Below are 16,588 nucleotides of genomic sequence, written 5' to 3'. Positions count from 1 at the left end.
TGAAGGGAGACCGCGACCCGTGATATTCTACGCAACTCAAAGGCTCGTCCTTTCGGTCGTGATCGTCATGGTCGCGGTCTCCATGCTGACCCTGATGCTGCACGTGGTGCCGGGCGATCCGGCGGTGATGATCCTGGGGCCGCGCGCCACGCCTGAGCTGATCGAGCAGACCCGCGTCGCCATGGGACTCGACCAGCCGCTTCTGCTGCAGATCGTCACCTTTTTCGGCAACATCCTGCGCGGCGATCTGGGGCAGGACGTGTTCACTGGACGCGCGGTGTCGCAGATCGTCTTCGAGCAGCTGCCCTACACGCTGATCCTGATCACCGTCTCGATCCTTTGGGCCGCCGTACTGGGCATTGCGCTCGGCTGTTACTCGGCGCTGCGGCGCAACACTTGGCTGGACACGCTGACCGGGGTGATCTCGGTGGGCACAATCTCGATTCCGGCCTTCGTCATGGCGCTCTACTCGGTGTTGGTCTTCGCGGTCTGGCTGCGCTGGCTGCCCGCCATCGGCGCCGGTGAGGGGTTCTGGGACGGGGTCACGCATCTGATCCTGCCGTCTTTTGCCATCGGCGTGTCGTGGGTCGGCTACGTGGCGCGGGTCGTGCGCGCCTCGATGCTCGAGGTGATGGGCCAGCCGCATGTGCGCATGGCCCGCGCCTATGGCCTGCCCGACGCCTGGATTACCCGTTCGCACATCCTCAAAATCGCGGTGCAGCCTGCGGTGACGCTGATCGGCACCGGTGTGGCGCATCTCTTCTCGGCGGCGGTTTTCGTCGAGGTGATCTTTGCCCGCCCCGGCATCGGCGCACTGATCGTGCAGGCGGTGAACGAGCGCAACTATCCCATCGTGCTGGGCGCGGTGCTGGTGACCACCGGCATCATCGTGCTGGCCACGCTGATCTCGGATCTGGTGATCGCCTGGCTTGACCCACGCCAGCGAGAGGAGCTGTAAGATGACCGACGCAACCCAGAGCCTACTGCCCGAACCCGGCCTGCTGGCGCGCAGCCTGCACGTACTGTCGGGTAACCGCACCGGGGTGATCGGCTTTGTGCTGGTGGCGCTGATTGTAGGCTCGGCGATCTTTGCGCCGTGGATTGTACCCTATGATCCCACTGCCATCATGACCGGCCCGCGCATGGCGCCGCCTTCGGCCGAGCATTGGCTGGGTACCGACAACATCGGTCGCGACATCTTCAGCCGGGTTATCGCCGGCGGACGCATTGCTATGCTGGTCGCCGCCGCCTCGCTGACCGCGGCGCTGAGCGCCGGGTTGCTGCTGGGGCTGATCTCCGGGCTGGGCCCGCGCTGGCTCGACAATTTGTTGCTGCTTATCTTCGACGCTCTGCGTTCGTTCCCGACCATCGTCTTCGGCCTGGCCGTGGTGACCATCATCGGCCCGAGCTTGTTCACTGTGATGCTGGTGGTGGCGATCACCTCAGTTCCGATTTACGCGCGAATCGTACGGACCCAGACGCTGGCACTGAAGAACGCCGAGTTCATCCTCGCCGAGCGCGCCATGGGCGTTGGCCTGCCGCGGCTGCTGTTCGTGCATATGCTGCCGAACGTGCTGGGCCCGCTTCTGATCCTTGCCTCGATGGACGTGCCGCTGGTCATCGCTACCGAGGCGGGCCTCAGCTTCCTCGGCATGGGGGTGCGGCCGCCGACCCCATCCTGGGGCGTTATCCTCAACGACGGCTACAACTTCATTCGCAACTCGCCCTGGCCGGTTATCGGCGGCTCAATCCCGATCATCCTGATCACTCTGGGCTTCACCTTCATGGGCGAGGCGCTGCGCGACATCTTCGATCCCAAGCTGAGAAAGGCCGGCTAATGGCACCCTCTACTGCGACACACCAAGCCGGAGAAACCCCCGCGAATGCCTGTCCTTTGGTCTCGATCGAGGAGCTCTCGGTGGATTTCGACACCCCGCGCGGCACCATCCACGCCCTACGCAACATCTCTCTTGAGGTGCCGAAGGGCAAGGTGCTCGGCCTTGTTGGCGAGAGTGGCTGTGGCAAGTCCACGCTGGCCTACTCGATGATCGGACTGCTGGCGGAGAACGCAAAGGTTACCGGTGGTTCCATTCGCATGGGCGGGCACGACCTAGCGCACTTCAAACCGAAAGCTTGGCGCAAACTGCGCGGCACGCGCATCTCGATGATCTTTCAGGATCCGATGACCTCGCTCAACCCGGTGACGACCATCGGCAAGCAGATGATTGACATCCAGTATCGTGAGCCTGTCAGGCGTGCTGAAAAGCGCTCCCGGGCCATCGAGTTTCTCGAGCAGGTGCAACTGCCCGACGCAGCGGCCAAGCTCGATGTTTACCCGCACCAGCTGTCGGGGGGGATGCGGCAGCGGGTGTGCATCGCCATGGCGCTGCTGACCCGGCCGGACCTGCTAATCGCCGACGAGCCGACCACCGCGCTCGACGCTACGCTGGAGATGCAGATCGTCATCTTGCTGCGCGAGTTGCAGGAGAAGTTCGGCTGCTCGGTGCTGTTCGTCTCGCACCATCTCGGCACGGTGTCAGAACTTTGCGACGAGGTTGCGGTGATGTACGCCGGTGAGGTCGTCGAGCGCGGCGCCGTGCGCGAGGTGTTCCACGCGCCGCGCCACCCCTACACGCAGGCCCTGTTCGACTGTGATCCGGCGCGTATTCGGCAGGCCACCCGGCAATTGCCGACCATCCCCGGCACGCTACCCGATCTGCGCCGCCCGCCCGAAGGATGCGCCTTCCGGGCGCGCTGTACTAAGGCCTTCTCGCGCTGCAACGCCGAGCATCCGCCGCTTTACGCTGCGGAGCAGGGGCAGGTTGCACGGTGTCATCTCAACGATCCAGCGGAGAACGCGGCATGAGCCTTCTGGAAGTCACCGACCTGCGCATCCGCTATGCTCGACAGGGCCGGCTGAAGGCAGCGTTGCGCCGCGAGAGCCATGATTTCGAGGCGGTCTGCGGAGTCTCGTTCACGCTCGAGCCGGGCCAGACGCTGGGACTCGTGGGCGAGAGCGGCTCGGGTAAGTCGACCATCGCCCGGGCTCTGATCGGCCTGAAGACATCCTCCGGCTGCTCGATACGCTTCGACGGGGTCGATATCTCGGGGGCCTCGGGACGCGACTGGGCCCGGCTGCGGCGCAAGATGTCGATGATGTGGCAGGACCCAGTTGGCTCGCTGTCGCCGCGGCTGACGGTGAAATCGCTGGTTACCGAGCCGCTGCGGATCAACGGGCTACGGGCGGGCCAGACCGAGGCCGAGCGACTGCTGGGGCTGGTGGGGCTACCGGCGGAGTTCGCCACACGTTACCCGCACCAGCTTTCAGGCGGGCAGGCACGGCGCGTCGGTGTGGCACGGGCGCTGGCGCTCGATCCCAAGCTGTTGATCGCCGACGAGCCCACCGCCGGGCTCGACATGTCAGTGCAGGGCGAGGTGCTTAACTTGCTGACCGAGGTGCAGGCGCGCAGCGGCGTGGCGATCCTGATCATCACCCACAACCTCAACCTTGTGCGCCACGTCACCGACCAGATGGCGATCATGTATCTGGGGCGCTTCGTCGAGCAGGGGCCTACAGAGCAGGTCTTCGCTCATCCGAAGCACCCCTATACCAAGGCGCTGCTGGCGGCGAACCCCGGGTCCGATCCGGAGGCGCGGGATGAGCGGATCGCGCTTTCGGGCGAGGTGCCGAGCCCGGTGAACCGGCCCTCGGGCTGCGACTTCCATCCGCGCTGCCCTTGGGCACGCGAGGCCTGCGCGACGCGCGATCCAAGCTGGGTCGAAGAAGACGGTCGTGGCCATAGGTGCCTGTTTCCGCTGTGAGGGCGGGAAGGGCCCTGTTGCAAACTTGTGCTTTGGCGGCAAAGGCAAGCTTGATCCGCATCGCTCATTTCTGATTGAGCTGATTGAACAGGACGGCGATATGACCATGCCTGAACTGGCCGGTGCGCTGGCAGACGCGACCGGCGTTCAAGCGCACCCGGATGCAATTGGCCGGTTCCATTAAAGCGTTCCGCCTTTAACCTGAGACATCGGCGAAAGGCGGAACGCGTGCAACGATTGAGCGGAGCACTGCGTTTCGCGAAAATCTGTGATTCAGGTTTTTCGCGAAACGCTTTAATCGGGGGAAAACGCCCCACTGGGGCCTTTTCTGACCCCTCTAATCTGCCGCCTTACAGCCCCGACCTGAACCCCATCGGGATGGCGTTCTCCAAACTCAAAGCACACCTGCGCAGGATCGGCGCACGAACCTTCACCGAAATCTGTGACCTCTTCTCAACGGAAGAATGCTGGAACTACTTCAAGGCTGCCGGATATCTCTCAGGTGAATGGTCGCATGCTTTAGGCCGCGTCCGATCTGGCCGACTATCTCGATGCCAAGGGTATGGATCACGTTCGTGGGGCACCACACCATCCGCAGACCCAAGGAAAGATCGAAAGGTGGCATAAGACCATGAAGAACCGTGTGCTGCTCGAGCATTCCAGGTATCTATGAGCGGAAAAGGCAACTGCTACGATAACTTCGCCATCGAGACATTCTTCAAAACGATCAAGGCAGAGTTGGTATGGTGTAGGTCGGGGCTCATGTGCCGAGATGCTGAGCTTGACAACCTTCCAGTACATCAACGGCTTCCACAATCCACGCCGCAGGCACTCAGCGTTGGGTTGGAAATGCCTGATCGCATTCGAACGGATAGTGGCCAAAACCAGCACTTGAGGCAGCACGAAAACGCGAAAGGCCCATTAAGCGTGTGCCGAGGAATACCCTGTTCTGGTTGAGGTTTCCGCATTACGCGTTGCGCCGCAGTGGCGCCGTGAGGGCGATGACTCAATCGACCAGCCTGCAAAGGCGGGCTGCTGGTTCATCCGAGGGACGAGCATAAAGCGTAATCAGCAGTGGGACCGTCTCAGCCTCGTTGTCGCAGATGATCAAACTTCCGTTTTGGACCTCTGTGTGAATCATGCTCATTGGAAGCCAGGCCGTTCCCACGCCAGCAAGTGCAAGCTCCTTGATCCCAACCGAAAAGGCGCTCTCCACAATGCTATGCTTCTTGGATACTGGTTTCGCGTTTCTTTCTGACAGGAGTTCGCCGAAAAAACTCTGGGGCGGATACTGTATGACAGGTGTGTCCACTGGGGCCTTGTTGCCAAAGCGCAGTGAGAAGCGCAAAGGGCCACCGACGACGGGCACAAGTTGGTCCTGCCCCCACACCGCGCGAATGACACTCGAGTCGAAGGGCATATCAAAGCCGCTCTCTTTTTCGTAGCAGATCAACAGCGATGCCTCACCAGTAAGAAAAAGCGAAATGCAATCGTTCTGGTTTGCCGCTTGAACACGAAACGATGATAGTGGGAAATGTTCCTGCGCAGTGGTCACGAAATCGGCAAGAGTCGAGGCGATAAGGGAATGTTGCGCGGCTACGGTGACGGTGGTGCGGCTCGGGTCGTATTCGGAAATTTGACGCCGTAGCGCCTGGATGTGAAAGGCAAGTGCCTGCATCTCTTCTTTATTGGCAAGAAGAGCTGGTTCTATTTCGATCCTGTTGGGAGTGCGCGTGATTATCGTGCGCCCGAGCCATGCTTCGAAACTTTGAATTCGGCGAGAGAATGCTGGCTGCGTGATGTTTCTGCGACGAGCTGCGCGACTTAAGTTGCCCTCTTCAAGGAGGACGATCACATCGTCAATAAGGTTTAGATCCATGGATCATCCCGGGCTAGCCATACAAATAGTATGAGTAGACTAAAAATTTAACATTGTTCAAGGAGATGTTTCTGCAGTTAATCTGAACAGAACTTTGAGCGAGGACGAGACGAATGAGGCCAGCCGTGTGGTCCGAAACATCAAAATGGTTGAATGGAGCGTATCATCCGCTTGGCCCCGGCCGCATGAGCGTTCAGCGTCTTTTTGCTACGGTCAGCAGGTTGAGCTTGGAAGGGATATCCCATGCCAAGCGCGAGTGAATCACTGAGCCGCTCATCCAGGCAAAAGTCTACCTTTCGGCGCTATTCTGCCTTTGCCTAAGCGTTACGTGTCTCACGCGGCGTTAGACAATCTTCGGATAGCAATCATAATAATCATCCAACACAACAGGGAGTAAAAATCCATGCTACTAAAATCAACCAAACGTATTTTGGCCTCGGCGGTTCTTGCCATAGGCCTGTCACCAGCGGCGCTGCATGCGCAGGAGCTTACCGGAACGCTTGCGAAAATTTCTGAAGCCGGTGAAATCGTTATCGGCCATCGCGAAAGCTCAGTTCCGTTTGCCTATCTGAACGATAATCAGGAGCCCGTGGGATACTCCATCGACCTGTGCATGAAGGTCGTGGAAGAGGTCGAGAAAACAATCGGCAAAGAAATCGACATCCGTTACGTCCCGGTCAATCCGAAGACACGTATTGCGCTCATGGCCAATGGCACCATCGATTTGGAATGCGGCTCTACGACGAACAACCTCACCAGGCAGCAACAGGTAGAGTATTTGCCCACCACCTTCGTGACGGGCACGAAAATCCTGACTCGCAAAGATTCTGGCATCTCTTCAGTGTCTGACCTGGACGGTAAGGCGATTGCGCTCGCGCAGGGCACAACAAATGAACGCGCCATCAAGGCGGCGGTCGAGGATTTGGACCTGGATGTGAAAATCCTGCCTGTGCGAGATCATGCAGAAGGGATGCTGTCGCTCGAAACTGATCGGGTCGATGCTTACTCAACTGACCACATCTTGCTTCACGGCTTGATTGCGAAATCGAAAACACCAGAGGATTTCGCTGTCGTCGGAGAGTTCTTGTCGTTTGACCCCTACGCGCTGATGGTGCCACGCAACGACAGTGCTTTCGAGCTGGTCGGCAAAACAGCTTTGGCCAATGTTTTCCGTTCCGGCGAAATCGACGAAATCTATGCCAAATGGTTTGACCCGCTTGGTGTTCCCGCTGATCCGCTTCTTAAAGCGGCGTTCCAGCTTGGCGCTCTGCCCGAATAAGTTCCTTCGGCCCGCCCGTGTGAGGGCGGGTCGCATTTCCCAAGAGAGCATCTCAAAATGAACTATAACTGGAACTGGAGCGTCCTCTTTGAGCCGGAATATTTCGGCTGGTTGATCTCTGGACTGGGATGGACCATTTCGGTCGCATTATGCGCGTGGGTGATCGCTCTTGTGGTGGGCTCGCTTATCGGAGTGGGCCGCACGCTTCCTAACAAGTTCTTAAGTAAAATTTGCACCGCCTACGTCGAACTGTTCCGCAATATCCCACTGCTCGTGCAGATGTTCATCTGGTATTTTGCCGTTCCAGAGATGGTTCCAGAGGACGCGGGCCGTTGGATGAAACGCGAGATGCCTCAACCGGAATTCGTCACGGCAGTTGTGGCCTTGGGTCTTTACACGGCAAGCCGTGTGGCCGAGCAGGTTCGGGCCGGTATTGAGACAGTGCCGCAAGGGCTGCGTTCTGCCGCCATTTCTCAAGGTATGAGCATCGCTCAGGTTTACCGCTATATCCTACTTCCTATTTCCTTTCGCCTGATCGTGCCACCGATGACCTCGGAATTCCTGACTGTTTTCAAGAATTCCTCTTTGGCTCTGACAATTGGACTTTTGGAGCTAACAGCGCAGAGCCAGCAGATCGCTGAATATACGTTCCAAAGTTTTGAAGCCTACACCGCAGCGACAGTGATCTATGTACTTATTGCACTTTGTGCGACGGTCATCATGAGCCTGCTTGAACGCCAGACGCGTATTCCCGGTTACTCAGGCAAGGAGAGCTGAAATGGGCGATTTTGATTTCAGCGTTATTATCGACTCGTTGCCCTTTCTTTGGGATGGTTTGCAGTTAAGTCTTCTCCTGACCTTTCTCGCCATTATCGGTGGTCTTGTTCTCGGCACACTTCTGGCCTTGGCGAGACTGTCTGGTATCGCGCCGCTGGCACTCTTTGCCGCGGGCTATGTCAACTTGATCAGGGCCGTTCCGCTGATCCTTGTGATTTTTTGGTTCTACTTCTTGGTCCCGCTGGCACTAGGACGTCCGATCGGTGGCTTTTACTCGGCGCTGATTGCCTTTGTCATGTTTGAAGCTGCCTACTATTCAGAAATCATGCGGGCCGGTATTCAAAGCGTTGCAAAGGGCCAGGTTCATGCAGGCAAGGCTACTGGACTTGGCTACTGGCAAATACAACGGTTTATTGTTTTGCCTCAGGCGTTCCGTAACATGATCCCCATACTGGTGACGCAAGGCATCATCTTGTTTCAGGACACGTCGTTGGTTTTCGTCGTGTCGTTGCGAGACTTAATGACAGCCTCTTCAATCGTGGCCCGGACCGAGGGCCGCTTGGTGGAAATGTATCTCTTTGCCGCGCTCGTCTATTTTGTGATCTGCTTTGCCGGATCGCTTTTTGTGCGCAGGCTTCAAACACGGATGGCGACATGATCGAATTGGAAAATGTAAGCAAGTGGTATGGTGACTTCCAGGTCCTTACCGACTGCACGACAAAAGTAGAAAAGGGCGAAGTCGTCGTTGTTTGCGGTCCTTCTGGCTCGGGTAAATCTACATTGATAAAATGCGTAAATGGCCTTGAAACAGTTCAAGAAGGCCGGATCGTCGTTGACGAGGCAGAAGTCACCGCGAAAAGCGCAAAGCTGACGGCGTTGCGTGCCAAGATTGGCATGGTTTTCCAACATTTCGAACTCTATCCGCACATGAGTGTTTGCGACAATCTCTGTCTCGCTCAGGAAAAGGTGCTTGGCAGGTCCAGGTCTGAGGCCGAGGCTAGGACAGAAACACTTCTGACCCGAGTTGGAATGATTGATCATATCTCCAAATACCCAGGTCAGCTATCAGGTGGTCAGCAACAACGCGTCGCGATTGCGCGCTCGCTCGCCATGGATCCGATAGCGATGCTTTTCGATGAACCGACCTCGGCACTCGATCCAGAAATGATTAAGGAAGTGCTCGACGTAATGGTCGAACTTGCCCGAGAGGACGGAATGACCATGATGGTAGTGACCCACGAGATGGGTTTTGCCCGCAAGGTTGCTGATCGCGTGGTTTTCATGGATCAAGGAGCGATCGTAGAAGATCGCCCTACGCAAGAATTCTACGAAAACCCAACCAGCGAGCGCGCACGGGATTTCTTATCGAAGATTCTCAATCATTGACGAGCGTAATAACCTACGCTGCCTGAATGCCTTTTGTAGATTGTGGCGATGACATGATCGCCTGCATTCTCGTGGGCGGCATTTTCAAGTACTGCATGCAGGCTTGAACTAAGAAGTAGTATAACTGTCGTCACCCGTGCTGCCAAAGCGCCATGAGTATCGAATTTCTGAAAGGTAGACAGCGCTCTTTGGTTCAATGAACGTGGTGAACCCAAACCTGGTAGGATCACTTGGTGAAAGTGCCCAAGAAACAGCGCTCCTTTGACTTTGAATTTCACCACACAGGAAAGACATCACGGCACAGAAACCGCCCCCCGTGATCCCGCGCCGAGGCAGTGCGCGTAGCCTTGACCAGAGGCATGCCACGTGCTGCGGAATAGCAGGTGAACACCACCGGCTCGAGAGAACCTGCGAACAACCGCATCCTCCGGGCGGGCGGCCCTCATATAGCGAGGTCCGTTTGGGGGCTTTGTTCGCGCAAGGTTTATGTTTTTCTGCGTCGCTTGTTCTGCGCGAAGCGGTATGACGTGTAGCCCGCGCCACCGGCCAGATGCTGCAATCCTCCTGCAAAATCCAAAGTCGGATCTGCGATACACTTTCCATCAATACCACCTGCTCTTTCCGCCGCGCTATTCTGCGCGGAGTTTAACCTGGCAGATGGGTCAATTTTACTCGCTCGTAACACACCCAATGAGGCCAATTACACATGCCGATCCACAGGCCAAGTCAAGGGAACGGAACAATCCCGTGACCGGCCCAACAGGTAAACCGAACCGCATGGCCTTGGCTTAGCCGTGCGCGGCGATTAGCTGTGTCCCAAAGGAGGCCGCAATGCAGCACTTTTCACTTCTTGATCTCGCCCCCGTTTCCGAGGGAAAGACCACAGCCGATGCCCTTGAGGGAACGGTCGACCTTGCCCGCGCCGCCGAGCGGTTCGGCTATCACCGTTACTGGCTGGCCGAGCACCACAATATGCCGGGTATCGCCAGCGCGGCCACCGCCGTGATGATTGGCCATGTGGCCGGGGCGACCAAAACCATGCGGATCGGGGCCGGGGGTATCATGCTGCCCAACCATGCGCCGCTTGTCGTCGCGGAACAGTTCGGCACCTTGGCAACGCTTTATCCGGGCCGGATCGACCTCGGGCTGGGCCGCGCGCCCGGCACCGACATGGCCACCGCACGGGCGCTGCGCCGTCACATGGCCCCCGAAGACAGCTTTCCCCAGGACGTGCAGGAATTGATCGACTATCTTGGCGAAGACACCGGCGCGTCACCCGTGCGCGCCATTCCCGGTACCGGCACTCATGTCCCGGTCTGGATTCTCGGGTCCAGCCTTTATGGCGCGCAACTGGCCGCCTACCTGGGGTTGCCTTACGCTTTCGCCTCGCATTTCGCGCCGGCCATGCTGGAACAGGCGTTGGAGGTCTACCGCCGCACCTTCCAGCCATCGGAACACTTGGAGAAACCCTATGTCATGATGGCCGCAGGCGTCTGTGCCGCTGACAGCGATGCCGAAGCGGAATTCTTGCGCACCTCGCAACTGCTTGCCTTCGCACGGCTGAGGTCGGGGCGGCCCGGCAAACTGCCCCGCCCGACCCATGACATCGAGCAGGAAATCCCCGCGCCGGTCATGGCGCAGGTGCAGGACGCCTTGTCATGTTCGGCCACAGGCTCGGCCGCAACCGTCAGGCAACAACTCGGCACGCTGATCGACAGATTCCAGCCTGACGAGTTGATGGTGACCGGGATGATCCACGATCATGCCGCGCGGGTCCGCTCGTTCGAGATCGCGGCCGATATATTGAATGAACGACTGGACAGGGATGCGGCGACTTGAGACCATCAGGCGCCGTTTTCCCAAGGGCAGGGCGCGCGCGTGCAAAGATTTGGTTTGGGACCGCATGTCGCGAAACGCTGTGATTCAGGTTTTTCGCGAAACGCTTTAAACTGTCGCCAACCCGACAGGAGGCTCCGATGTCACCCAAAGCTGATGACCTGACAACGCTTCGGCGTGAATTCCACAAGGCCCCGGAACTGGGCTTTGAGGAACATCACACCAAGGTGCGTGTTGCGCAAATCCTGCGCGATATGGGCCTTGAGGTGCATGAAGGTGTTGGCGTTGTCGGTATCCTGCGGGCGGGTCAGGGCAACCGTGCCATTGGCTTGCGGGCCGATATGGATGCTTTGCCGATCCACGAAGCCAGCCAGCATAACTACCCCTCGCAAATCCCCGGCGTGATGCACGCCTGCGGCCATGACGGGCACATGACCATGCTGCTTGGCGCGGCCCGAACCCTTGCCAAGGATCCCGGCTTCGATGGCACCGTCATCTTTATCTTCCAACCGAACGAAGAACACGGCCTTGGTGCCCGGGCCATGATTGACAAGGGCGTATTAGAGCGTTTCCCGATGGATGAGGTCTATGCCATCCACAATCTGCCGGGCGCGCCCTTGGGGCAGGTCTCGACACGCCAAGGGCTTATCTGTTCCAGCGAAAGCCTGTTTGAAATCCATGTTCAGGGGCAGGGCGGCCATGCCTCCATGCCGCAGGCCGGGCGCGATGCCATCACCATCGGCACCGAGATGGTGCAGGCGCTGCAAACCATTGTCTCGCGTAAGCTGCCCCCCGGTGCGGGGGCGGTCGTCTCGGTGACCGAATTTCTCACTGACGGGCAACGCAACGTGCTGCCGGGCCATGCAACCCTCAAGGGCGATGTGCGCGCCCGCGACCCCGGGGATCGCGAAGCCATCGAAGGCTTCATGCGTCAAATCACCGAAGGCATCGCAACAGCACACGGCATAACCGCCGAGATGACATTCAATACCGAATTTATCGAAACGATCAACGCGCCCGAACCGACAAAGGCGGTCATCAATACCGCCCGCACCATGGGCCTTGAAACCCTGCCCGATCGCCCGCCCATGAGCTTTTCCGAAGACTTCGCGCATTTCGCCGCCGCCGTGCCCGCCTGTTTCCTGCTGATGGGTAACGGCGAAGACGGGCCAAACGCCCAACCCCTGCACAGCAACGACTATGATTTCAACGATGCCCTTCTGCCCATCGGGGCCGCGTTCTGGGTTGAACTGGTGCGCGGGCGGTTATCCGGGATAGAGTGAATGGCACGTGGCATGCCTACGATATCCGGGCTGTGCCTTGCTTGATCCTCGTGGCTGATAAAGGCACTACTTCGACATGACAGCCAATTCCCATCGCCCCTCGGAGCCACGCCTGCGCATTCGGATCGTCTTTGGCGAGGACGAGATGATGGGACCGGGCAAAGCAGACCTGCTTGAACGCATAGATCGTTGCGGTTCGATTGCCGCCGCTGGCCGCGAGATGGGCATGAGTTACAAGCGTGCCTGGGAATTGATCGGTACCTTGAACACGATGTTCCGCGCGCCGCTGGTCGAAAGCACCCGTGGCGGCCCGGGGGGCGGCGGGGCCGTGCTTACCGAACTGGGGCATGAGGTGCTGGCACAATATCGGGCCTTCGAAACAGAGGCGGCAGAAGGCGGGGCCAAGCGCCTTGCGGCTTTGTGCGACTTGCTAAGCGATATTCCCGATGGGAAATAACGCTTGACAGGACGAGTGCCACCTTGCGATATGTTTTGCGAAACATATCACTTGTCAGGAGTTTCATCCGTGTCCAAGCCCGCCTTTCTGCGTACGGCATCAATCGCCGTGACCGTCGCCGCCCCCGCCGTGGCGCAGGCGGATGAGATCATGGTCTTTGCTGCGGCCAGTATGACCAATGCCATGGCCGAGATAGAAGAACGCTTCGAGGCCGCCACCGATCATGACCTTGTCGTGTCTCTCGCGGGCTCGTCGGCACTCGCCCGGCAGATCCAGCAGGGGGCGCCGGCAGATATCTTCATTTCGGCCAACCCCGACTGGATGGACACGCTCGAAGCCGAGGGCCTCGTCGAAGAAGGCACGCGGTTCGACCTTCTCAACAATTCCATCGTGCTGATCGCAGCCGACACCGAGGCCGAGCCGGTCGAAATCGGCGCCGACATTGATCTTGCGGGGATGCTTGGCGGTGACCGGCTTGCCATGGCGTTGGTCGATTCGGTGCCCGCAGGTATTTACGGAAAGGCGGCGCTGGAAAGCCTCGGTCTCTGGGGCAAGGTCGAAACACAGGTGGCACAGGCCGACAATGTCCGTGCGGCGCTCGCTTTCGTGGCAACCGGCGAGGCCCCCTACGGGATCGTCTATGCCACGGATGCGATGGCCGAGGATGACGTGACCGTCATCGGCACCTTCCCCGCCAAGACCCACCCGCCCATCGTCTATCCCGCGGCCGATCTGTCGAACCGCGATACCCCGGCTGAATCGGACTTCCTCGACTATCTGCAGGGGCCGCAGGCGCGTGAGGCCTTCGAGCGTCAGGGCTTCGTGGTCGTGACGCAATAGCCCGGGATGGATTGGCTCGGTCCCGAGGAATGGAGGGCTGTCGCGCTCTCGCTCCAGGTCTCCTTCTGGGCGACGTTGGTAAGCCTGCCCCTGGGCATTCTCACGGCCTATGCGCTTGCGCGCCTCGATTTTCCCGGCAAGCAATTGCTGAACGGAATCGTGCATTTGCCGCTGATCCTGCCGCCGGTGGTGACGGGCTACCTGCTGCTGCTGGGCTTCGGGACGCGTGGGCCGGTGGGCGGTATCCTTGCCGAGTTCGGTATTGTGTTCGCCTTCCGCTGGACCGGTGCGGCACTCGCTGCGGGGATCATGGCCTTTCCGTTGATGGTGCGCGCGATCCGGCTGTCGATCGAGGCGGTCGACCCCAAACTTGAACAGGCGTCATCGACACTTGGGGCGTCACCGGCCTGGGTCTTCCTGACGGTGACGCTGCCGATGACACTGCCCGGCATCATCGCGGGGGCGATCCTCGCCTTTGCCAAGGCCATGGGCGAGTTCGGGGCGACGATCACTTTCGTTTCCAACATTCCCGGGCAGACCCGCACGATCCCCTCGGCGATCTATGCCTTCCTTCAGGTTCCCGGCGGCGAGGGATCGGCCATGAAGCTGGTAACCGTTTCGGTTGTCGTCGCCATGGGGGCGCTTCTGCTGTCGGAAGTGATCAGCCGCCGTGTGGCCACACGGATCGGGGGCGCGTGATGCTGGACATCGCCGTGCGCCATGCCTTCGCCGGGTTCACGCTCGATACGAGCTTTCGCGCGCCGCCCGGGGTGACGGTACTGTTCGGGCGTTCGGGGTCTGGCAAGACAACACTGGTGAATGCGGTTGCGGGGCTGCTCATGCCCGATGCGGGCCGTATCGCTGTTGGTGACTGGGTGTTGCTGGATACCGAACGCGGTATTCGCCTGCGCCCGCATAAACGGCGGTTGGGCTATATCTTTCAGGAAGGGCGGCTGTTCCCGCATCTCACCGTGCGCCAGAACCTGGCCTATGGCGCATGGTTCGCGCCCAAGAATGCCCCTCGCGAGGATGAGGCCAAGGTGGTGGAGCTTCTGGGGATCGGCCCTTTGCTGAACCGCCGCCCCGCTGCCCTATCCGGTGGCGAAAAGCAACGCGTCGCCATTGGTCGCGCCCTTCTGGCCGCGCCGCATATGATCCTGGCGGATGAACCCCTTGCCGCCCTCGACGACGCTCGCAAATCCGAGGTGCTGCCCTATTTCGAGCGCCTGCGCGACGAGGTGGAAATCCCCATCCTCTACGTCACCCATTCCGCCGCCGAGGTGGCCCGCCTCGCCACCACGGTCGTCACGCTGGAAGAGGGCCGCGTCACCGGCCAAGGCACCGCCGCCGAGGTTCTGGCCAATCCCTCTGTCACACCGCTCGGCGCACGGGCGGCGGGGGCTGTCCTCGAAGCCACCATCGCAAGGCATCACCCCGATGGCCTGACCGAACTCCACGCCGGGGGCACGCCGCTTTTCCTGCCCGCGCTTGGCCAACCCGAAGGCAGCACTGTCCGCGTTCGCATCGCCGCGCACGATGTGATCCTCGCGACCAGCGAACCCAGCGATCTTTCAGCCCTCAACATCCTGCCCGGCACCGTCCACGATATCCGCAGCGGCCAGGGCCCCGGTGCCATTGTCTCGCTTGATACGCCCGCCGGGCGCATCCTTGCGCGCGTCACCCGCCGCTCGGCCAAGCGCCTTGGCCTGCAAAGCGGCACGCCATGTTACGCGGTTATCAAATCCGTGGCCCTCGCGCCGCAGGATATCGGCGGATAAAAAAAGCCCCGCCACAAGGGCGGGGCACAAGGTAAGTGCCCAAGCGTCAGGCCACAGGCACCGGCGGTGTTCGATTATTCGTTAATTCAGTTCGGGCGCTCGGCCATCTCGGCGCGGATCTGCTGCCGGAAGAGGTCAATCGGCACGCGCTTGCCTTCGCGCTTGATGCACCAATAGGTCCAACCGTTACAGCTTGGCGCGCCTTCAAGGGCGGCCCCCACCTGATGGATGGAGCCACGCACATCATCGCCCACAAGCGTGCCATCGGCGCGCACCTTGGCCTTGTGGCGGCCATTCATGCTCAGAAGTTCCTCACCGGGGCGCAACATGCCGCGTTCCACCAGCTGGCCAAAGGGAACGCGCGGTTCGGCACGTTTGGCTTTCGACACTTCTAAAGCTTCGCGGTCAAACTTGCGAATGCCGCCAAGGCGCTTTTCCGCGACCTTGCGATAGGATGCCTCGCGTTCGATCCCGATGAAATCCCGGCCCAGCATCTTGGCCACGGCCCCTGTCGTTCCGGTGCCGAAGAACGGGTCAAGCACCACGTCGCCGGGGTTCGTGCTTCCGACCAGAACACGATGCAAAAGGCTTTCGGGCTTTTGCGTCGGGTGGGCCTTCTCGCCCTTGTCGTCCTTAAGGCGCTCGTGCCCGGTGCAGATCGGCAAAACCCAATCGCTGCGCATCTGCACGCCTTCGTTGAGCGACTTCAGCGCCTCGTAGTTGAAGGTATATCTCGCGCCCTCGGCCTTGCTGGCCCAGATCATCGTTTCATGCGCATTGGTCAGACGCTTGCCCCGGAAGTTCGGCATCGGGTTCGACTTGCGCCAAACCACGTCGTTCAGAATCCAGAACCCTTCGTTCTGAAGCGCGGCACCGACGCGGAAAATGTTGTGATAACTGCCAATCACCCAGATCGCCCCATTGGGCTTGAGCAACCGGCGCGCGGCCTTGAGCCAATCGCGGGTAAACCGATCATAGGCCTCGAAGCTGGCGAATTGATCCCATGCATCGTCAACCGCATCCACCGCGCTGTTATCAGGGCGATGCAAATCCCCCTTCAACTGCAGGTTATAGGGCGGATCCGCAAAGATCAGGTCCACGGATTCTTCCGGAAGGCTGTTCATCATTTCGATGCAGTCCCCATCCAGAATCGTATTGAGCGGGAGCGCCTTCGCACTCTTGGCTTTGGTCATCGTTTTCATTTTCTGCCTCTTTGCCGGCGCTTTGTGCGCTCTGGTCGTTGAGGTCAAA

The 16,588-nt window shown here is 59.6% G+C and carries 18 protein-coding genes and 3 pseudogenes; 18 read left to right on the top strand and 3 right to left on the bottom strand.

The features are described 5' to 3' along the window. The first annotated feature begins 19 nt into the window (after window positions 1-19). From RBB32_RS16450 to RBB32_RS16420, 8 genes and pseudogenes are all read left to right on the top strand, one after another. Window positions 20-958: an ABC transporter permease gene (locus RBB32_RS16450; RefSeq protein WP_306154302.1), complete on the top strand. Its 939-nt coding sequence runs from the start codon at window positions 20-22 to the stop codon at window positions 956-958. Between the two features lies 1 nt (window position 959). Next, window positions 960-1,838: an ABC transporter permease gene (locus RBB32_RS16445; RefSeq protein WP_306154301.1), complete on the top strand. Its 879-nt coding sequence runs from the start codon at window positions 960-962 to the stop codon at window positions 1,836-1,838. An 80-nt stretch (window positions 1,839-1,918) separates the two neighbouring features. Next, window positions 1,919-2,866 (top strand): ABC transporter ATP-binding protein, encoded by a 948-nt coding sequence (locus RBB32_RS16440; protein WP_306154300.1) that lies wholly within the window; start codon window positions 1,919-1,921, stop codon window positions 2,864-2,866. Further along, entirely contained in the window at window positions 2,863-3,822 is a 960-nt protein-coding gene (locus RBB32_RS16435) for an ABC transporter ATP-binding protein (protein WP_306154299.1), read from the top strand. Before RBB32_RS16440 ends, RBB32_RS16435 begins: the two co-directional genes overlap by 4 nt. Beyond that, window positions 3,794-4,006 carry a helix-turn-helix domain-containing protein gene (locus RBB32_RS16430; protein WP_306154298.1) on the top strand — a complete coding sequence of 71 codons (213 nt, stop codon included), beginning with the start codon at window positions 3,794-3,796 and terminating at the stop codon, window positions 4,004-4,006. Before RBB32_RS16435 ends, RBB32_RS16430 begins: the two co-directional genes overlap by 29 nt. A 158-nt stretch (window positions 4,007-4,164) precedes the next feature. Continuing rightward, window positions 4,165-4,323 (top strand): annotated as a pseudogene (locus RBB32_RS16425) (IS630 family transposase); the annotation flags it as partial. A 25-nt stretch (window positions 4,324-4,348) separates the two neighbouring features. Beyond that, window positions 4,349-4,480 (top strand): annotated as a pseudogene (locus tag RBB32_RS21380) (integrase core domain-containing protein); the annotation flags it as partial. Further along, window positions 4,480-4,717, top strand: a pseudogene (locus RBB32_RS16420) (IS3 family transposase); the annotation flags it as partial. The pseudogenes RBB32_RS21380 and RBB32_RS16420, both read left to right, overlap by 1 nt. Before the next feature lie 111 nt (window positions 4,718-4,828). On the opposite strand, the gene RBB32_RS16415 reads toward RBB32_RS16420, so the two are convergent. Further along, entirely contained in the window at window positions 4,829-5,701 is an 873-nt protein-coding gene (locus RBB32_RS16415; RefSeq protein ID WP_306154297.1) for a LysR family transcriptional regulator, read from the bottom strand. Window positions 5,702-6,104: 403 nt separating this feature from the next. Here RBB32_RS16415 and RBB32_RS16410 point away from each other — a divergent pair, with 403 nt between their 5' ends. Genes RBB32_RS16410 through RBB32_RS16395 form a run of 4 tightly spaced genes read left to right on the top strand, consistent with a single transcriptional unit; the run spans window position 6,105 to window position 9,143 of the window. After that, window positions 6,105-6,980 (top strand): amino acid ABC transporter substrate-binding protein, encoded by an 876-nt coding sequence (locus RBB32_RS16410; RefSeq protein ID WP_306154296.1) that lies wholly within the window; start codon window positions 6,105-6,107, stop codon window positions 6,978-6,980. 57 nt (window positions 6,981-7,037) lie between these two features. Further along, complete coding sequence (locus tag RBB32_RS16405) at window positions 7,038-7,757, top strand: amino acid ABC transporter permease (RefSeq protein WP_306154295.1); 720 nt, start codon at window positions 7,038-7,040, stop codon at window positions 7,755-7,757. A gap of 1 nt (window position 7,758) precedes the next feature. Further along, window positions 7,759-8,415, top strand: coding sequence for an amino acid ABC transporter permease (locus RBB32_RS16400; RefSeq protein ID WP_306154294.1), 657 nt, complete (start codon window positions 7,759-7,761; stop codon window positions 8,413-8,415). After that, complete coding sequence (locus tag RBB32_RS16395; RefSeq protein ID WP_306154293.1) at window positions 8,412-9,143, top strand: amino acid ABC transporter ATP-binding protein; 732 nt, start codon at window positions 8,412-8,414, stop codon at window positions 9,141-9,143. The genes RBB32_RS16400 and RBB32_RS16395 overlap by 4 nt, the downstream gene beginning before the upstream one ends. On the opposite strand, the gene RBB32_RS16390 is transcribed toward RBB32_RS16395, so the two are convergent. Beyond that, window positions 9,137-9,421, bottom strand: a complete 285-nt coding sequence (locus RBB32_RS16390; RefSeq protein WP_306154292.1) for a hypothetical protein — start codon at window positions 9,419-9,421, stop codon at window positions 9,137-9,139. The genes RBB32_RS16395 and RBB32_RS16390 overlap by 7 nt on opposite strands. A 553-nt stretch (window positions 9,422-9,974) precedes the next feature. Here RBB32_RS16390 and RBB32_RS16385 point away from each other — a divergent pair. The 6 genes from RBB32_RS16385 (at window position 9,975) to modC (ending at window position 15,337) form a co-directional block, all read left to right on the top strand. After that, window positions 9,975-10,982 carry an LLM class flavin-dependent oxidoreductase gene (locus tag RBB32_RS16385; protein WP_306154291.1) on the top strand — a complete coding sequence of 336 codons (1,008 nt, stop codon included), beginning with the start codon at window positions 9,975-9,977 and terminating at the stop codon, window positions 10,980-10,982. Between the two features lie 137 nt (window positions 10,983-11,119). Beyond that, window positions 11,120-12,262 (top strand): amidohydrolase, encoded by a 1,143-nt coding sequence (locus RBB32_RS16380; RefSeq protein WP_306154290.1) that lies wholly within the window; start codon window positions 11,120-11,122, stop codon window positions 12,260-12,262. Between the two features lie 76 nt (window positions 12,263-12,338). Next, window positions 12,339-12,719 carry a winged helix-turn-helix domain-containing protein gene (locus RBB32_RS16375; RefSeq protein ID WP_306154289.1) on the top strand — a complete coding sequence of 127 codons (381 nt, stop codon included), beginning with the start codon at window positions 12,339-12,341 and terminating at the stop codon, window positions 12,717-12,719. 69 nt (window positions 12,720-12,788) lie between these two features. Further along, entirely contained in the window at window positions 12,789-13,559 is a 771-nt protein-coding gene (gene modA / locus RBB32_RS16370; protein ID WP_306154288.1) for a molybdate ABC transporter substrate-binding protein, read from the top strand. A 6-nt stretch (window positions 13,560-13,565) separates the two neighbouring features. Next, window positions 13,566-14,258, top strand: a complete 693-nt coding sequence (gene modB, locus RBB32_RS16365; RefSeq protein ID WP_306154287.1) for a molybdate ABC transporter permease subunit — start codon at window positions 13,566-13,568, stop codon at window positions 14,256-14,258. After that, window positions 14,258-15,337, top strand: coding sequence for a molybdenum ABC transporter ATP-binding protein (gene modC / locus RBB32_RS16360; protein ID WP_306154286.1), 1,080 nt, complete (start codon window positions 14,258-14,260; stop codon window positions 15,335-15,337). The genes modB and modC overlap by 1 nt, the downstream gene beginning before the upstream one ends. An 86-nt stretch (window positions 15,338-15,423) precedes the next feature. Here modC and RBB32_RS16355 read toward each other — a convergent pair whose 3' ends face one another. Next, window positions 15,424-16,539, bottom strand: a complete 1,116-nt coding sequence (locus tag RBB32_RS16355; RefSeq protein WP_306154285.1) for a site-specific DNA-methyltransferase — start codon at window positions 16,537-16,539, stop codon at window positions 15,424-15,426. Window positions 16,540-16,588 lie beyond the last annotated feature (49 nt).

Source organism: Roseovarius sp. MMSF_3281, from assembly GCF_030733685.1.
In the GTDB taxonomy this organism is placed as follows: Bacteria; Pseudomonadota; Alphaproteobacteria; order Rhodobacterales; family Rhodobacteraceae; genus Roseovarius.
Note: the sequence above shows the minus strand (reverse complement) of the source record. Positions and strands in the feature narration are given on the sequence as shown.